The sequence below is a fragment of the Thermoanaerobacter sp. A7A genome, assembly GCF_000445185.1.
Lineage (GTDB): Bacteria > Bacillota > Thermoanaerobacteria > Thermoanaerobacterales > Thermoanaerobacteraceae > Thermoanaerobacter.
In genome coordinates this window covers 44,279-60,657 of record NZ_AVAF01000164.1, presented here as the reverse complement: position 1 = coordinate 60,657, position 16,379 = coordinate 44,279, and the positions used below count along the sequence as shown (strand labels likewise).

The window sequence follows — 16,379 nt, the reverse complement described above, 5'->3', positions numbered from 1 at the left end:
AAACTACATTTTGGCCATTAATTGTAATTGTTATATTTGCCGCTTGTGCTGAAATAGGAATTAATATAGAAAAGGCTACAAAAACTAATAGTATTAAAGATATCTTTTTAAGCATTATATATCACCTCCGAACTTTCTAGAGACTAATATTAAACTATACAACAATATTTCTCTATCTCTTTAATAATTATACTAAATCTCAGAAAACTTTTTTATGAATAATTCAACAAAAAAGGATATAAATTATTGACGAGGGTTTGTTTCGTATGTTATAATAAAAAGCGCGCAGGGGAGTAGCTCAATTGGTAGAGCAACGGTCTCCAAAACCGTGGGCTGCGGGTTCAAGTCCTGTCTCCCCTGCCAGAAAAATAAAGGCTTTTAAGCCTTTTTATTTTTGTCTAAAAGTATCCTTTTCCGTCGTATTTCTCATACTCTTTGTAATAGCTTCAATTATCTCTTTAAGCAAATCTATCGGAGTCAGAATCTTTTTTTCTATAATCAATCTTTTGCCCTGTTAATTTTAGTTTAATAAAAAGTAAATTTTTTTACAACTTATATTTTATTTTTCATCCCATGCTGTGTTTTATTAATCTTGAGGGTATACTAAAATAGTCCTCATGATGTCTTCCATTCTATCAACAATGAGAGAATAAGCGCTTCTCATTGCTTCCTCTATTGACATAGGTTTATTGACAATACTAAAAAAAGCTGTGACTCCTATGTCATACAGTTTTTTATAGTTCTTACCTAACCCACCTGATAGTATTATAACCGGCTTACCATACTTTTTCGCAAGCTTTGCAATTCCAGCTGGTGCTTTGCCAAAAACTGTCTGGAAATCAGTATCTCCCTCTCCTGTTACCACTAAATCGCAGTCTTTTATCTTTTCTTCTAACTTTGCAATTTCCATTACTATTTCTATCCCTGGTTTCAATTTAGCATTTAAAAATGCCATTAGTCCAAATCCTAATCCCCCTGCTGCTCCTGCACCTGGAATATTCGAATAATCCTTACCAGTTGTTTTTGTAACAATCTGTGCAAAGTGCTTTAAATTCTCATCTAAAATTTTCACCATTTCAGGAGTTGCTCCTTTTTGTGGTCCGTATACGGCTGATGCACCCCTTTCACCACACAGAGGATTATCAACGTCTGATGCCACAATAAATTCACTGTCATATATCCTTTTGTCAATATTGCTTAAATCTATTTTTTCTATTTTATTAAGCTCTCCTCCACCGTAGCTTATTTCATTGCCATTAATGTCAAGGAACCTAACTCCTAAAGCTTGTGCCATTCCTGCTCCACCATCATTTGTGGCACTTCCACCTATTCCTATAATAAATTTGCGGCACCCTCTCTCCAAAGCTAACTTGATTAGCTCTCCTACTCCGTAGGTAGTTGTTTTAAGAGGATTTCTCATGTGTTCGGGAATTAAGTATAAACCTGAAGAAGCAGCCATTTCAATTACAGCCGTTCCGTCATTTAATATACCATAAAAGGCTTTTACTTTTTCTCCTAAAGGTCCCGTTACATATGCATCAATTATTTCTCCACCGGCAGACATTACAAGCGCTTCAACGGTTCCTTCTCCTCCATCTGCTATTGGAACAGGAATTATCTCTGCATTTATAACTTTTTTTATCCCCTCTTCTAAAGCATTACATACTTCTTTTGAAGATAAACTACCTTTGAATGAATCGGGTGCAAGTAAAATCTTCAAAAACATCACTCCCGCTTCCTTATTTTTTTACTTATTTCACTAGATATAACTAGATATAAATATAAATTTCAATATTCGGGGGCTATTCCCTCCCCGAATATTGAAATAAGTTCTCTAATCAAATCGATTATTAATTAAATTTTAACTACTTGTTTAAATCAAAAGATATAATTTTTTATTAATTTTCCCCTTTCTTTAAATTAGCTTTTAACCCACTGAGCTGTGTTTTACCGACGCATGATTCATATATCTTAGTCCTAGTGCTATGATAGCCGTAACTAGCAAGAATACACCTAACACAATAAAGCCTAAAAAACCTGAATAATTTCCCTTAATCCACCCAACTATATAGGGACCAAGGAATCCACCCAAATTGCCTATGGCATTTATTAATCCCATAGCTGCTGCAGCTAATTCTGGTCTTAATATATCAGTCGGAATTGCCCAAAATGGACCATAGGGAGAATAAGCACCAATTGCTGCTATAATTAAGAATATCATTTTTGTAAATGGTGTATGTGCCAAAAACTGTCCACCAATCAGTCCAAAAGCTCCAATTATAAGAGGAATAGCAACATGAATTTCTCTTTGCTGATTTTTATCGGACCATGAAGAATTTATAGCCATACCAATCATAGCAAAAGCAAATGGTACAGCAGATATTAACCCTACTACAAAAGAAGTAAAATTCTCAAAACTTTTTACAACACTTGGTACCCACATTGTGTATCCATAAAATCCAGACATCCAAAAGAAATATGCTGTTACAAGTAAAAGAACTGTTTTATTTGTAAAAGCTGATAAATAACCAGTGCCTTTAGGTTTGTTGATGTTTTCTTGTTCTATTGTTTTTATAATATATTCTCTTTCTGCTTCTGATATCCATCTAGCTCTTGATGGCTTATCATCAATAGTAATCCACCAAACAGCCGCCCATAAAAGTGGTAATAAACCCTCTATAAAGAAAACCATGCGCCAGTTCGTTATTGAAAGTAACCATCCAGTAATTGGGGCCATAACAATAGCGGATAAGGGCAAGTTAATCATCCAAAAAGCATTTGCTCGAGCCCTTTCCTTCGCAGGAAACCATGTAGCCAATAAAACCAAAACTGCTGGCCAAACACCACCTTCAAAAACTCCTAGTAAAAATCTGATTATAAAAAGTTGTGTTGCATTTTTTACTAAACCTGTAGCCATTGCCATAGCACTCCATAAAATCATTAGAATAAAAACTACTTTTTTAGCACTCCATTTATTTGCTAATATTGCACCCGGTATTTGCAGTATCATATATCCAATAAAGAATATACCTGCTGCAAGTCCCATGTCAGCACTAGATAGATGAATAGATTTAGTCATATATGGTAAAATCATAGCAACATTGATTCTGTCCATATAAGCAGTCATATACATTACAAAAGCAACAGGTATAATTCGACTCCAACGTTTTGATGTACTCTCCATATTAGCATTCTCCTTTCATGAAAATATTTTTGATTTTATTTACATTCTATAAACTTTTGCATAAAAAGCTGCTAATTTAATTGCCTCCTCCATACTGATAGAACTTGCAATATTCTTACCTGCAATATCAAAAGCTGTACCATGATCAACAGATGTTCTAATAAATGGCAATCCCAAAGTTACAGATATAGTTCGCTCAAAATCAACCATCTTTGTAGCAATATGTCCCTGATCATGGTATAGTGATATAACAGCATCAAAAGCACCTTTTAGCGCTATATAAAAAACTGAGTCCGCTGCTATTGGCCCTGTTACATCTATCTCAAGGTTTTTAGCTTTCTCAATTGCAGGTATTATCTCTCTCACCTCCTCATCTCCAAATAACCCGTGCTCTCCACTATGCGGATTTAAGCCTGCTACCGCAATTTTCGGTTTTTCTATACCTAAGCTTTTTAAAGCATTATTGCATTTTAAGATATAGTCATAAACTCTTTCTTTTTTTATCATCTCTACTGCTTGTTTAAGCGATACATGCCTAGTTAGAAAAAACACTCTCAAATTACGCACTTGAAACATTGTCAGTGGATCAACAGTATCTGTAAGTCCTCCAAGTATTTCAGTATGCCCCACATAATCTATTCCACCAGCTTTAAGGGCTTCTTTATTAATTGGAGTAGTTGCCATCGCATTCGCGTACCCATTTTGAATTATTTCAACTGATTTTTTAATAAATTCAAAGGCAGCTTTACCCGCTTCAGCTTGAACTTTACCAAACTCAATATTATTGGAATCAACATTATTCAAGTTAATTAAATCTATGGTGCCATACTCAAATTTCGCCTCTCCTATAATATTGACAATATTAATATTTAAACTTAAATTAGTTACATTTAATGCTCTTTTTATGGCCATTAATTCACCTACAACTAACGGTTTTGAAACAGAATAAATCTCTTTATTAGTTAATGCTTTAACAACTATTTCAGGACCTATTCCTGCAACATCACCAATGGGTATTATTACAACTGGTCTATCCATCTTAGCTTAATTTCTCCTTTCAATATTTTTTTCAATATATGAAACTATATAATCGAGAGTTTTTTCGTCTCCAACCAATCCTCCTTTGGTTATTATGTTCAAACCATTAAATTCACCTCCTATTATCTTCCCATGTACAGCTAATGGAATAACTTGCTCTATAATCTCAATTCCTACTGCATTTATATTCTTTAAAAACTCTTGTGTTATATCACCCCCACTTACATACACAGAACTTACTTTAAAAATAGGATTCTGCAAAATGTACTTAGTTATTTTACTTAATCCATCTGAGATTTTGTATGATATTGTATTTGGACTAACGTTATATTGTTTGGATAATAATTTTAAGTCTAAAACGTCTTCACTTTTTAGTGAAGTCGTTATACATAAATATTTGTTTCCTTTATTATTTTTTATATAGTCAGAGATTCTTGTTATTTCTTCGCTTAAATTTTCAATCACGTTTCTTATATTAACATTCCAGATTAATATATTTCTCTGCTTTGAAATATAATCAATCTGTTTTCTTGTTAGATCTGTTGTACTACCAATAATCATTAAAATTTTGTGTTCTTTACCCTCGTTATAATTTTGTCCTAATAAGTTTTTAGCCATTGCTGTAGTAAAAGGTCCAGGGTCTATACAAACGATAGGTATTTTTGACAATATACACGCTTTTGCAATTGTATCAATGTCCTCATCCGTAGCAGCGTCTATAACAATTATCTCATTTAAATCGTTTGCAATTTTTTCACTTAAAACAACATAACCTTTCATTACATCTTCCAAATAAATATATCCGATATTTTTATTACTTTGCCCTTTTATTATATCTATTATTTTTGAGGACTTAACTGGCGTCTTAGGATCTTTTGAAACACCTGTTCTTTGTAAAGGTATAGAATTGACAAGGAGGTATCCTCCAACTGAAATTCGCCCAGAAGAAGGGTATGCCACCACAACAATAGCTTTATATCCCTCTTTTAATCCATCTAGAACACCATCTATTTCAGCTCCAATATTTCCTCTTAAAGTACTATCTATTCTTTTGCTAATTAAGTCTACTTTTTCTCTAAATTGGTTGACTACGTTTTTTACTGTCTCATATGCATAAGTAGGTTCTTGTGCTCTTGTATCTGTGTTTATACAAACTACATCTTTGTCTATAAAACAATCTGCTATACTTTGATAACTTAATAACGAAATAGAATTAAATCCACTTTCTTTCAACAAAGCTCCCGTCGCATTTGCTCCTGTAAAGTCATCTGCAATAACCAAAATTTTGGGCATCAATAATATCCTCCTTTATCTACATTTAAACCAAATACAGTGTTGGAACTAATTTTTTTAGATCTTCTATTATTTTTTCATCTAAAAGTGAATCGCTTATTAAAATATCAATTTCACTTATTCTACATATTTTTGCAAGTGACCTCTTGTTAAACTTACTATGATCAGCAAGCAAAACTGACTTATTTGCACTTTGAATCATTTTTTTCTTCAAAAAAGACTTTTCAACTGTTGGGGTAGAAACCATATATTCCTCATCAATTGATGATACTCCTATAAACGCGTAATCTACATTAATCGATTTTATAAATTCCTCTGCATAATTCCCAATTAAAGCCCCTACATTTGATTGGACTAATCCTCCGGTACAAAACACTTTTATATTTGAGTTAGTATAAAGCTCAATTGCGATCTTTATATCATTTGTTATAACAGTTATATCTTTTGTGTATTTCAAATTCTTTGCTACTTCCAGACATGTTGTTCCTGCATCAAGTATTATAGATTGCCCTTCCTTGACAAATTCCGCAGCTTTTTTACCGATTCTTTCCTTCTCAGCTTTGTTTATCACTTCTTTATTTGAGTACGGAATCTCATAGTTCAATATATTAGAATATACAGCTCCTCCATGAGTTCTTAATACTATACCTCTTTCTTCTAAATATGCAAGATCACGTCTTATAGTCATTGGCGATACTTTTAATTTTTGGGATAGCTCTTCTACTTCAACTTTTCCATTTTCTTTTAATACACTTATAATTTTAATGCGCCTTTCTTCGGGTAACATTTTCATTCTCCTTGTTCATTTTTATCGATTATATATGTTTATTTATGTTCATATATGTTATATTCGACATAATTTAAAAAAATCCTTCTTAAAGTTTTAAAAAATCTTATAGATTATTGTTCCAAAAACATCTGTAAAAAAGCTGTTTCTTTTTATCTTGGTTGTATTTATTATAAAATCAATTTCCATTCACATTATTTAAGCACTAATAGTTAAGCAGGCTAAGTAATTTTTGGCATTATTCCTTAATATATATTGCTTACTCTCCTTCCTTACTCTCTTTTTCTAATCTAGCATCTAGTAAAATTTGATTTTATTTTGCCATTTTAAGAGCTAAAGATGAAAAGCTAGCCAAATTCTTAGAGTCTGTACTTAATCAAATACTAATCACTCAAGCTATTGAGCAAATCAAAACTCATTGATGATAGTTGATTAATTTTAGATAGAGAAAAATCTTTCCCATAAGGAAGGAATTTTTATTGACAATAACAAGTTGATAAAAAAACCTGCCAGCTAGCAGGTAAAATAGTTTATCTTTCAATTATTCTGTTTTATACATTTGCTTGACGACATATTTTGACATATAAAAATAACTCCTTCCGAGAGCCTATCGATTTAAGTTTTGTACACGGAATTTGAAGCTCCTTTACCTGATTATTTTACGAGATTGCTCGAAATTTTAAGGAAAAAGAAAAACGAAGAATAAAACAGGTGGAATTTCACCTGTTGTTATCTCCAGACAAAGCCTAATACAACTTTACCATAGATTGTATTGGTGTTTTAGGCTTATATATTGAGGCAGCCCCTCTACCGGAATTTTTACCTCACCGTGTATTAAAGGCCTTGCGTAGTTGAAAAATTCCTCTTTTACATAAGTGCCGTCCTCTGTTATCCAGGATGAAGGCAGCAGTTTTTCCTCGTTGCATACTTCTCCCGCGTTTATCACTTCGATGTGTGTGGTATAAGGATTGTCGCTATCTCTTATGATAGCCACCATTTTACCGCTTTCACCGTTTAATGCAAACTGCACCGCTTTTCTGCCAACTTTTTCTGCTTCTTCAAAGTCCACCTGGGAGGCAAAGTGAAGAGCGCTTCTCTGTGTAAAACCTAATCTTGTCATTCTTACCCTTTTATATATCTTTTGTTTTATTAGGTATTCCAGGTAATCGCCAACTCCGCCTAACTGAGTGTGTCCAAAACTGTCCTGTTTGTAGGAACCAGAGCCTGCTTCAACATAATTACCACTTTCATCTTTAATTCCTTCTGAAATGGTGATAAAGACGTTGCCGTACTCTTTGTAAGCTTTATTTACTTCTTCCAGAAATTTTTCTTCTTTGAAAGGTACCTCAGGAAGATATATAAGATGTCTTAAGTTAGGGAGTCGGTCTTTTACTAGGGCAGAAGAAGCAGCCAGCCATCCAGCGTTTCTCCCCATCACTTCAAGTACATTTATTGTTTTTGTCTCGTATGCTTCTCCGTCCAGCGCAAGTTCTAACGTTACAGTTGCAATAAACTTTGCTGCACTGCCAAAACCCGGAGAATGGTCTGTAAATACAAGGTCGTTGTCTATCTATCGTCTTGGGTATGCCGATGACGTTTATTTCAAATCCCACTTCTTTTGCGTAGCTGTGAATTTTATGGACGGTTTCCATTGAATCGTTTCCGCCGATATAGAAAAAGTATTTTATATTGTACTCTTTGAAGATTTCAAATAATTTTTTGTACTCTTCATCATTTTCCCTGTAATCCTTTAACCTGTATCTGCAAGAACCCAGCACTGCTGAAGGAGTAAACCTCATCTGGTTTATTTTATCGTAGGGTATGTCAAATACGTCAATTATCTTTTTTTTTAAAATACCTTCTATGCCGTTTATCCCGCCGTAGACTTTGTTAATTTTAGAAAAGGTTGAGGCTTCCATTATCACCCCATACAGGCTTGAATTTATGACAGCTGTAGGGCCTCCTGACTGAGCTACCAGGCAATTGACTTTAGAAGACATGGCCATACCCCCTACTATAATTTCCTACTTTTTACTTTTATTTATTTCTTCTAAAATAGCTGGTGCCCAATTGCTGCACCCCAGGACATTTTTCATCTTATGTTTTACTATGTTCTTTATGGCTTCCCTTCCTTCTTTTAAGTACTGCCTCGGGTCAAAATTTTCAGGATGTTCCGCCAGGTGTTTTCTTATGGCTGCGGTCATGGCAAGCCTTAAGTCTGTATCTATGTTAATCTTCAATACGCCCATAGTAGCAGCATTTCTTAGAATGTCTTCAGGAACACCTTTAGCTCCAGCAATATTTCCGCCGTACTTATTGCATATTTCAACAAATTCTGGAATTACCGTGGAAGCGCCGTGAAGAACTATAGGGAATCCTTCTGGAAATCTTTTTACTATCTCCTGTAATCTTTCAAAATCCAGTTTGGGATCGCCTTTGAATTTATAGGCGCCATGACTGGTTCCAATAGCTACTGCCAGCGAATCAATCCCGGTTCGCTCTACGAATTCTGCTGCCTGGTCAGGGTGAGTCAAAATAGCTTCATGCTCTTTTACTTTCACATTGTCTTCAATTCCGGCTAAGGTTCCAAGTTCGCCTTCCACAACTACACCTCTTTCATGTGCGTAATCTACCACTCTTTTTGTAAGCTTAACGTTTTCTTCAAAAGGAAGCTTGGAACCGTCAATCATAACAGAGGTAAATCCACCGTCTATGCACTCCTTGCAGATTTCAAAGTCTTCACCGTGGTCAAGATGTAAGGCTATTGGTATGTCCGCAGCTTCCTGAACAGCAGCTTCTACGAGTTTGACCAAATAGATGTGCTTTGCGTATTTTCTAGCCCCAGGAGAAACCTGAAGTATCACTGGTGCCTGCTCTTCTTTTGCTGCTTCGATTATGCCCTGTATAATCTCCATGTTGTTGATGTTGAAGGCTCCTATGGCGAATTTGCCCTCATAAGCTTTTTTAAACATTTCCTTAGTGGTAACCAATGGCATTTAAATCTCCCCATCTTTGGTAATTTGTTGAGCATGGTGAATAAAAATACCGGTTGAGTTATTAATTTCATTTTAAACTATTTCATTGTAAAAGTACATAACTTTCAAGAATAAAATTTTAAGTAACCTTCTTCTGAGTGAATTTTAGGGATTTACCACCCCTTTTATCAATCTTATAACAGGATTTAACTTTTCCCTTTTCCCTATTATTATTTATTATATACTCAAAAATTCTTTTTCATTGAGTATGAGTATATGACTTGATTCATTTATACAGCGGGGTCTCAAATGTAAATGATAAAAAAGGTAAACAAGTCTTCTGTCAGTTTCATCGCGCCATCTTTCAACGAGCCCATCACTTACAAGATTGTCAACAAGTCCTGTCAGGGTACCGGGAGCTAGCAGTAGCCTCCTTTGCAATTCTTTCATGGTTATTGGATTATCAGCAGACAATTTATTCATAACCCAAAATCTCTCCCAAAAAGTCAATGGAAAAGAGATAAAAAGTAGGATTATCGACATAGAAGTAAATCATGTAATTCCCAAATGAAACCAGTTTTATAGTTTTCTATTACTCTTATTTTTACTTTGATTTGTCCTTCCCTAATATCACCGTCACATCTACAGGTGAGTCGTGAGAAATGTCTTTTTCTACGGAAAGTATAGAAAGGGCATTTGCTACTTTTTTAGCTTTTTCTTCATTAGTTCTGGCATATACGTGGGATGAGAAAAATGTAGTTCCTATAACATTTCCTATTCTTATTACATCAAATCCTTGTCTTTTCAATATTTCCGCGTATTTTGAAGCTAGTCCCTCTATATTTGTCCCATTTAATATTTCCACTCTTATATTTTTATTTTCTTCTCCAGTAGATGTATTGGATAGTAAGTTCTTCTTACCTAAAAACTTTGCCACCATCTCAGGAATTTTAGTAGAGTCTGCAAAGAAATAACTAACACCATCTTTATACCCTGGTTCACCGGGCAGTGTAAAAGTATTTACAGTAAAAGGTTTATTTTTTATAAATTGGTAACTGTACTCTGTTATTTCTGATGCAGTCAAATCTGTCTTTACATATTTAGTTATGGTAATAGCCAACGAAGGAAGTTTGGGCAGAATAGAAGGTTGTGTCAATTTTTTGAATATAGCCTCAAGAAATTGGTGCTGTGCTCTTATCCTCCCAAGGTCAGCATCAGGATAACCATATCTATATCTCACAAATTCCATTGCTTTTTCCCCATTTAATACTTGCCATCCTTTTTTTAAGTCTATATGAAGAGGAGGATCAGCACTGTTATCGTCATATTTCATATCAAAAGGAACATATATTTCTACTCCTCCAACTATATCTATCACTTTTTTAAAGCCTTCATAATTTAAAATTATATAATTATCTATTTTTATACCAAGCAGGTTTTCTATAGCTTTTTTTGTTCCTTCTATTCCTTCTTCAGAAAAGGCAGCGTTTATTTTTTTATCACCAGGAGCGTTATAGCCTGGACGATGATAATAAGTATCTCTTGGAATCGACAAGATATTTATACTTTTATTTTCAGGATTGTAGTTTACTATAAATAAGGTATCAGATAAGTTGTTTTCATCGCTTCCTATAACAACGATATTTTTCTGAGTAAGAGATTTGTTTTTAGAAGAAACATTTGAAGAAGGGTTTCCATTTTGAACAGCAGATACATGTATATTTCTGTAAAATATAAGAGCTGCTATTCCTGTAGAAATTATAACTCCCACCAAAAGAAAGGAGAATATTTTAAACAGTTTCATATTTTTCCCTCCTAAATATCTTATTATGCTCATTTAGTCTATCACATATTATATATCTACTGGTATATCACTTTGTTTTAATAATGTCAATTAATGTGATGTTATTGTTATATAGAAAATTCGAAAGGCATTACATCTTTTTTTAAAAAACTTTCATAATAAATAAAAAAAATAAAGACACCGAGACCGATAATATTACTTTCAGTGTCTTTAAAACAAGACAGGTAAAAATAGTGCCAATATTATAAATTTTTCTTATCTTTGCCAGCATACTGCGTCCACCTGTTCCAATCAGGTCATCTGTCGCGCGGAGTATAACCTTAATTTCTTCATCACTTAAGCTCTTAATCCCACCACTATTAAGTTTATATCTTACTTTCTGTTTAGTTCTCCCCATAAATAATACCCCTTTTATATTTTCCCTATATTTTAATAAAAAGTTTCTTTAACCCTGTCTTACTTAATTTTGCTAAGTTCATCAATAAATGCTGGTCTTTTTTTATATAACCTCATTAGCTCATTTATAATTTCTTTTTGACTTTGCTCTCCTGCTATTTTTTTATATCTTTTAAGTATTCCACATACTTTTTGATAGTCTTTTCTATTTGATGAAGAGCTTGCAGCAAGTTTTATATATTTTTTGTATACTTCAATAACTTCATCTTTAAACTTATCTTTTAGCTTATCTGCATATTCTTCTATTCTTGTTGGATTTTCTTTTACAAACTCCATAAGCTCATCCAAGTCATTTTCTTCTAATATGACCTTAAGATAAATATCTTTCCCATGCCATCCCTCGAAGCTTTTTAATTCTTGTTTTAAATTATTGTAAAACTCTGCTCTATCGCCAGTAATTAATTCCTTTAGTTCTCGATAGTATTCAAAATTTCCATCAAACAAAAGCTCTTTTGCCAATTTCATTTGTTCTTCTTTTAATGAAAGCTTTCTATAGGCTTCATATCTCATTTTTTTCCATTTTGATGCTAAACCAGGATATTGCCTGTCTTGTTCCTCCCACTTTAAAGCTAACTCTATGACTTTCTCATACTCTTTTTCTCTAAAACTCTTTTGAATAAACACTTCTTTAAAAAAGTCAAATTCAAGATGTTCTTGTACGAATTGTTCTGCTTCTTCTCTACTCCCATATCTCTCTTTTATCACATAAAGAATTTGAAGTAATTTTTCAGTAATATATTTTCCATAGCGATTTTCGGTAGACCAATTACTTACAAGATATTCTATTTTCGATACCAGTTTATCTCTCAGTTCCTCTATGTCAACAAAGTCAGCACAAAGCCAAAGTATATCAATTCTATAACTTTCCCATCCATCAAAAATTTTACTTTCACTTAATGTCAATAACCTATTAAATATTTCCTTTTTTAAATTTATATCTAGGTTTTCGCTCCGGAATACTATGTCTCCTATAACTTCTATGGCGTCTGATACCAACAAATCTATACTTCCACTCGAATCATCTGCGTATTCAAAAGCCTGTATTGCTTCTTCAAGTACTAAAAATGCAATATCTAATGCTAAAAATATATCCTCAGTATCTCTGGCTTTCCACAATAAATCTCCCATTTCACTTGCAAAATCATATGTTTCATCATAAGAAATAAAACCATCTCTGCCCTTATATTTCCTAACAATAGAATTTATTAGTTTTCTGCACCTTATAAGTTCCTGTTTACTGTCAACCTTTGAATATCTTAAGACGAGCCTATTTTTTAAAGTTTCATCGTCTCCTATTAAATCCATTATGATATCTATTAACTCTTCCTTTGAAAGATTGTCTAATACTTCTTTTATATCTTGACGTTCTTTAGCTCTTTTTTGTACATTTGAAGCTTCATTTTGACTGCTAAAAATCTCCACCAGTTTATAAAAAGCTGCTACCTGATGTTTACAAATAGGACCATAATCATATGGGCAATTACATTCTGAATAGAGAATTTCCCCATTGTCATCTAGTCTTATCATAACCTCATAGTCATCACTACCTTGAATTTTAAAAATATATTCATTTTTTCCGGGATTATAAAGGTCTATTATGTTTCCTCCAACATAGTAATCGTAACCTCTATGTAAAATTATTTCATCGATATAGTCTTCAAAATCATATATAGTCATTTATACTTTCTCACCACTCTTTCTCAAAAAGACAACATTTAGTATTATTATCCAACCCCCACCAATTGCTATATAAGTAATTTTTTGTACTTTTATTATGTGGTTAATAATGTACAATTGACCCACTCCCAGCAAAATTCACCTTGGGAGGATTGGAGAAAATAAAAATGCTCGGAAGTAGATCACTTATAGAGTGGGTCTATTCTTATGATATATTAACTTAAAAGCAAAAGCAATTCTATTTTTTGTACTGCTCTCAGACTTAATAAAATCAAAGTACAGCGTGAACTTGTGGCTGGTGGAATTTATAGGGAAAGGTATTCCTATAAGTTGGTATTTTTATTGAAATATTTTATCTATTAAAAAGTTATGGACTTTCAGGAATTACAATCCAACCAATTATGTACGCTAAAATTCCACTCCCCCATACTATTGCTGCAAAAGCCCAAATTAACCTCACAATTGTAGGGTCTACATTAAAATATTCTGCTATTCCTCCGCAAACTCCACCTAACATCCTATTTTCTTTTGAACGATAAAGCCTTTTTTGCATATTTTACACTCCTTAATTTTATATTTCATTATTAAAAGCTACATCTATATTATATCAGAATTTTAGAATTTTTTAATAAAATTAAAGGATAGAATTAAAAATTTCTATCCTATCCTTTAATTTTAAATATAACTTTTTTAACTTAAAACTTTCTTAGCCATATATTTTTAAATTTTAAATTTAAAATTAACTAATTGCATTTTTAACTACATCTATAAACCGCTTTGCTCGTTCGAGATCAATAGGGTTCCAAAGAACTTCATCTTTTTTTATACTTGTTCCTACAATTACACCGTCACTGATTTTCAAAATTTCTTTTACGTTCTCAATACTCACTCCACTACTTACAATAATATTTTGATCAGGAAAATGTTCTTTCAAACTGGAGACTGTTTCTAATTTAGGTGGCAATCCTGCCCGTGGTCCTGGTATCAAAATAACTTCTGGATTTATCATTAATACTATACTATCTACAATTTCTTCAATTGTTCGTGTATCAAGAGTTGTTGCAGCATGAGGAGTAACATTACAGAATATTGGTAAATCCATGGCCTCAATTTTTCTTCTATATCTCATTATTTCCCCAGGATCAAGATACTGAAATCCAAAAGTACCTGCAAATACTCCTGACACATACATTCTAACAAAATTAGCTTCTAAAGTTTTACCTAGTGCAAGAGTTGCTTTGGGGTCCATCAATACTCCTACTCCAAAAGGCAATTTTATTTCTCGCGTAACAGAGTAAGCTACTCTAGAATATAAGGATACAATTTCGGGGCCTACCTGGTGTTCATATGGTCTATCACCTTCATTTGCAAAAAGAATAGCATCAAAACCAGCAATTTTTAATTTTTCAGCTTCTTCTAATGCCTTATCTTCTATTATTGAAGGAGTGTATTTGTTATTATAATATGGTGTTCCAATAAGTGGTAACAAATGTACCATTCCAATTATAGGTTTTTCTTTGTTAAAAATTTCTTGTATCTTTTTCACACTTTATCCTCCTATCTCTTATTATTTGCTTTTATTCAAAAACATACACTTTATAATATTTTAAAATAAGCTGCTATTATCCCTATTATGAATATCCAAAGTATCAAAGAAACCACCGATTTATTTTTCTTTAATAAATACCACAAAATAAAAACCGTCATAAGGCTTAACAAATTAGGTACTATTTTGTCTAACAATTGTTGTACTTCGATAGTTGTTTGTTGGATTTTAAAAACTAATGGAGTCTTAATATTTACCATTGCAGCAACCAATGCCCCTAAAACAGTAAGACCTAGCACATTCATACCCTCTGTAATTTTCTGCATTACATTAGTTCCTGTTATTTTATTTAAAGCATTTTTTCCCCATTTATATCCTTGAAAATACATAAAATAACCTACACCTACGACGTATGTGGTAAACAGAATAAAAAATAATATTGGTCCAAAAACATTACCTTTTGCTGCAATATCTACTGTTACAGCCAAAAATACCGTTTTTACCAAACCTTGTGTTATAGTATCTCCAATTCCAGCAAAAGGTCCCATTAAACCTGTTTTTAAACTGTTGATAGTTTCATCTGTTATATCTGTATTCCCATTTGCTCTTTCTTCTTCTAATGCTGCTATCATTCCAGGTATCATTGAACCAAAATTTGCTTCTGTATTAAAAAATGTTAGGTGTCGTTTTAGTGCTTGTGAAATTTCTTCTTTTGTATGGTATAATTTTGATACTATTGGTATCATTGAATGTACAAAGCCTAGTGCTTGAAAACGTTCAAAATTATAACAACTTTGCGCAAACATATGCCAGCAGAAAAAACTTTTTAACAAATCAGTTTTTGATAACTTTTTATTATTATCCATTTTCTGTCCCTCCTTGTTTATAAACATATAAAACGTGTAATATTGCAATACTTGCCGCTATAATTGTTACAGCAATCAAATCTAATTTCAAATATGCTACTAAGATAAATCCAATAAACATAAAAGGTAACAACGTATTCCTACCTATATATTTAAGTAAAATGGCAAGCCCTAAAGCAGGTAATAAAGTTCCAACTACTTTTAAACCTGTGATAAGAAATTGCGGAAGAACATTCATTAAATTTTTAAGATAATCGGCTCCAAGATATACTGCTAAAAAAGTAGGAACAAAATAGCCTAAAAAAGGAATAATTTGAGAAGCTACTATATTCATCAAAATAATCCCTTTTGTATTACCATCTTCTGCATATTTATCCGCCTGATGTACCCAAATAGAATTTAAAGTCATTTTTCCTGTTCTAACTAGGAGACCTAAAAAGCCTAGTGTAACTGCGAAAGTAACTCCCATTTCAGGTGGTGCTTTTGCTAACATCGTTAATGCTACAGCGAGATAACCTGCCAATGCTAAATCAGCTGGTAATGCTCCCCCTGCAACTATATATCCAATATACGCCATTTGAATTGCAGCTCCTACTTTTACACCATAAGTCACATCTCCTAAAATTGCCCCTACTATTAATCCGCCCATTAATGGAGCAGCCATATAAAGTGACCAGCTTAATGTTAAAGAAAGCAATCCACCTGATAACCATGTTATTAATCCAATTAAAATAGCTTTAATTAACATTACCA

Annotated in this window: 15 protein-coding genes, 1 tRNA gene and 1 pseudogene; 1 reads left to right on the top strand and 16 read right to left on the bottom strand. The window is 33.0% G+C overall.

What is annotated here, in order from left to right; genetic code table 11:
• Nucleotides 1–287 precede the first annotated feature (287 nt).
• A tRNA-Trp gene (locus M663_RS0113230) sits at nucleotides 288–363 on the top strand.
• A 223-nt stretch (nucleotides 364–586) separates the two neighbouring features.
• Here the strand turns inward: M663_RS0113230 and M663_RS0113220 are convergent.
• From M663_RS0113220 to M663_RS0113145, 16 genes and pseudogenes are all read right to left on the bottom strand, one after another.
• Nucleotides 587–1,720: a glycerate kinase gene (locus M663_RS0113220; RefSeq protein WP_029689265.1), complete on the bottom strand. Its 1,134-nt coding sequence runs from the start codon at nucleotides 1,718–1,720 to the stop codon at nucleotides 587–589.
• 207 nt (nucleotides 1,721–1,927) lie between these two features.
• Nucleotides 1,928–3,184 (bottom strand): MFS transporter, encoded by a 1,257-nt coding sequence (locus M663_RS0113215; RefSeq protein WP_042805403.1) that lies wholly within the window; start codon nucleotides 3,182–3,184, stop codon nucleotides 1,928–1,930.
• Between the two features lie 39 nt (nucleotides 3,185–3,223).
• A complete protein-coding gene (gene pdxA, locus M663_RS0113210; protein ID WP_029689263.1) occupies nucleotides 3,224–4,222 on the bottom strand; it encodes a 4-hydroxythreonine-4-phosphate dehydrogenase PdxA in 999 nt (332 codons plus the stop codon).
• A gap of 6 nt (nucleotides 4,223–4,228) precedes the next feature.
• Complete coding sequence (locus tag M663_RS0113205) at nucleotides 4,229–5,515, bottom strand: four-carbon acid sugar kinase family protein (RefSeq protein ID WP_029689262.1); 1,287 nt, start codon at nucleotides 5,513–5,515, stop codon at nucleotides 4,229–4,231.
• 25 nt (nucleotides 5,516–5,540) lie between these two features.
• The gene (locus M663_RS0113200; protein WP_029689261.1) at nucleotides 5,541–6,302 is read right to left on the bottom strand and encodes a DeoR/GlpR family DNA-binding transcription regulator; all 762 of its coding nucleotides are present in this window, start codon (nucleotides 6,300–6,302) and stop codon (nucleotides 5,541–5,543) included.
• A gap of 757 nt (nucleotides 6,303–7,059) precedes the next feature.
• Entirely contained in the window at nucleotides 7,060–7,812 is a 753-nt protein-coding gene (locus M663_RS15720; RefSeq protein WP_273702746.1) for a diphosphate--fructose-6-phosphate 1-phosphotransferase, read from the bottom strand.
• The gene (locus tag M663_RS15715) at nucleotides 7,742–8,302 is read right to left on the bottom strand and encodes a 6-phosphofructokinase (protein ID WP_273702745.1); all 561 of its coding nucleotides are present in this window, start codon (nucleotides 8,300–8,302) and stop codon (nucleotides 7,742–7,744) included. The genes M663_RS15720 and M663_RS15715 overlap by 71 nt, the downstream gene beginning before the upstream one ends.
• Before the next feature lie 24 nt (nucleotides 8,303–8,326).
• On the bottom strand, nucleotides 8,327–9,298 hold the full coding sequence (gene fba / locus M663_RS0113190; protein ID WP_029689260.1) for a class II fructose-1,6-bisphosphate aldolase: 972 nt from the start codon (nucleotides 9,296–9,298) through the stop codon (nucleotides 8,327–8,329).
• A 303-nt stretch (nucleotides 9,299–9,601) separates the two neighbouring features.
• A pseudogene (locus tag M663_RS15885) lies at nucleotides 9,602–9,772 on the bottom strand (MarR family transcriptional regulator); the annotation flags it as partial.
• A 109-nt stretch (nucleotides 9,773–9,881) separates the two neighbouring features.
• A complete protein-coding gene (locus tag M663_RS0113180; protein WP_029689256.1) occupies nucleotides 9,882–11,081 on the bottom strand; it encodes an LCP family protein in 1,200 nt (399 codons plus the stop codon).
• Between the two features lie 142 nt (nucleotides 11,082–11,223).
• Entirely contained in the window at nucleotides 11,224–11,478 is a 255-nt protein-coding gene (locus tag M663_RS0113175) for a hypothetical protein (protein WP_029689255.1), read from the bottom strand.
• Between the two features lie 59 nt (nucleotides 11,479–11,537).
• Nucleotides 11,538–13,214 carry an SWIM zinc finger family protein gene (locus M663_RS0113170; protein ID WP_029689254.1) on the bottom strand — a complete coding sequence of 559 codons (1,677 nt, stop codon included), beginning with the start codon at nucleotides 13,212–13,214 and terminating at the stop codon, nucleotides 11,538–11,540.
• 367 nt (nucleotides 13,215–13,581) lie between these two features.
• The gene (locus M663_RS0113160) at nucleotides 13,582–13,767 is read right to left on the bottom strand and encodes a PspC domain-containing protein (protein ID WP_029689253.1); all 186 of its coding nucleotides are present in this window, start codon (nucleotides 13,765–13,767) and stop codon (nucleotides 13,582–13,584) included.
• A gap of 186 nt (nucleotides 13,768–13,953) precedes the next feature.
• Nucleotides 13,954–14,760, bottom strand: coding sequence for a BtpA/SgcQ family protein (locus M663_RS0113155; protein ID WP_029689252.1), 807 nt, complete (start codon nucleotides 14,758–14,760; stop codon nucleotides 13,954–13,956).
• 50 nt (nucleotides 14,761–14,810) lie between these two features.
• Complete coding sequence (locus M663_RS0113150) at nucleotides 14,811–15,626, bottom strand: PTS system mannose/fructose/sorbose family transporter subunit IID (RefSeq protein ID WP_029689251.1); 816 nt, start codon at nucleotides 15,624–15,626, stop codon at nucleotides 14,811–14,813.
• On the bottom strand, nucleotides 15,619–16,374 hold the full coding sequence (locus M663_RS0113145) for a PTS sugar transporter subunit IIC (RefSeq protein WP_029689250.1): 756 nt from the start codon (nucleotides 16,372–16,374) through the stop codon (nucleotides 15,619–15,621). Before M663_RS0113145 ends, M663_RS0113150 begins: the two co-directional genes overlap by 8 nt.
• Nucleotides 16,375–16,379 lie beyond the last annotated feature (5 nt).

Excerpts from the sequence above, each read along its gene's own strand:
- M663_RS0113215 (WP_042805403.1), bottom strand. The coding sequence starts at position 3,184 with ATGGAGAGTACATCAAAACGTTGGAGTCGAATTATACCTGTTGCTTTT.
- pdxA (WP_029689263.1), bottom strand. The coding sequence starts at position 4,222 with ATGGATAGACCAGTTGTAATAATACCCATTGGTGATGTTGCAGGAATA.
- M663_RS0113205 (WP_029689262.1), bottom strand. The coding sequence starts at position 5,515 with ATGCCCAAAATTTTGGTTATTGCAGATGACTTTACAGGAGCAAATGCG.
- M663_RS0113200 (WP_029689261.1), bottom strand. The coding sequence starts at position 6,302 with ATGTTACCCGAAGAAAGGCGCATTAAAATTATAAGTGTATTAAAAGAA.
- M663_RS15715 (WP_273702745.1), bottom strand. The coding sequence starts at position 8,302 with ATGTCTTCTAAAGTCAATTGCCTGGTAGCTCAGTCAGGAGGCCCTACA.
- fba (WP_029689260.1), bottom strand. The coding sequence starts at position 9,298 with ATGCCATTGGTTACCACTAAGGAAATGTTTAAAAAAGCTTATGAGGGC.
- M663_RS0113180 (WP_029689256.1), bottom strand. The coding sequence starts at position 11,081 with ATGAAACTGTTTAAAATATTCTCCTTTCTTTTGGTGGGAGTTATAATT.
- M663_RS0113175 (WP_029689255.1), bottom strand. The coding sequence starts at position 11,478 with ATGGGGAGAACTAAACAGAAAGTAAGATATAAACTTAATAGTGGTGGG.
- M663_RS0113170 (WP_029689254.1), bottom strand. The coding sequence starts at position 13,214 with ATGACTATATATGATTTTGAAGACTATATCGATGAAATAATTTTACAT.
- M663_RS0113160 (WP_029689253.1), bottom strand. The coding sequence starts at position 13,767 with ATGCAAAAAAGGCTTTATCGTTCAAAAGAAAATAGGATGTTAGGTGGA.
- M663_RS0113150 (WP_029689251.1), bottom strand. The coding sequence starts at position 15,626 with ATGGATAATAATAAAAAGTTATCAAAAACTGATTTGTTAAAAAGTTTT.
- M663_RS0113145 (WP_029689250.1), bottom strand. The coding sequence starts at position 16,374 with ATGTTAATTAAAGCTATTTTAATTGGATTAATAACATGGTTATCAGGT.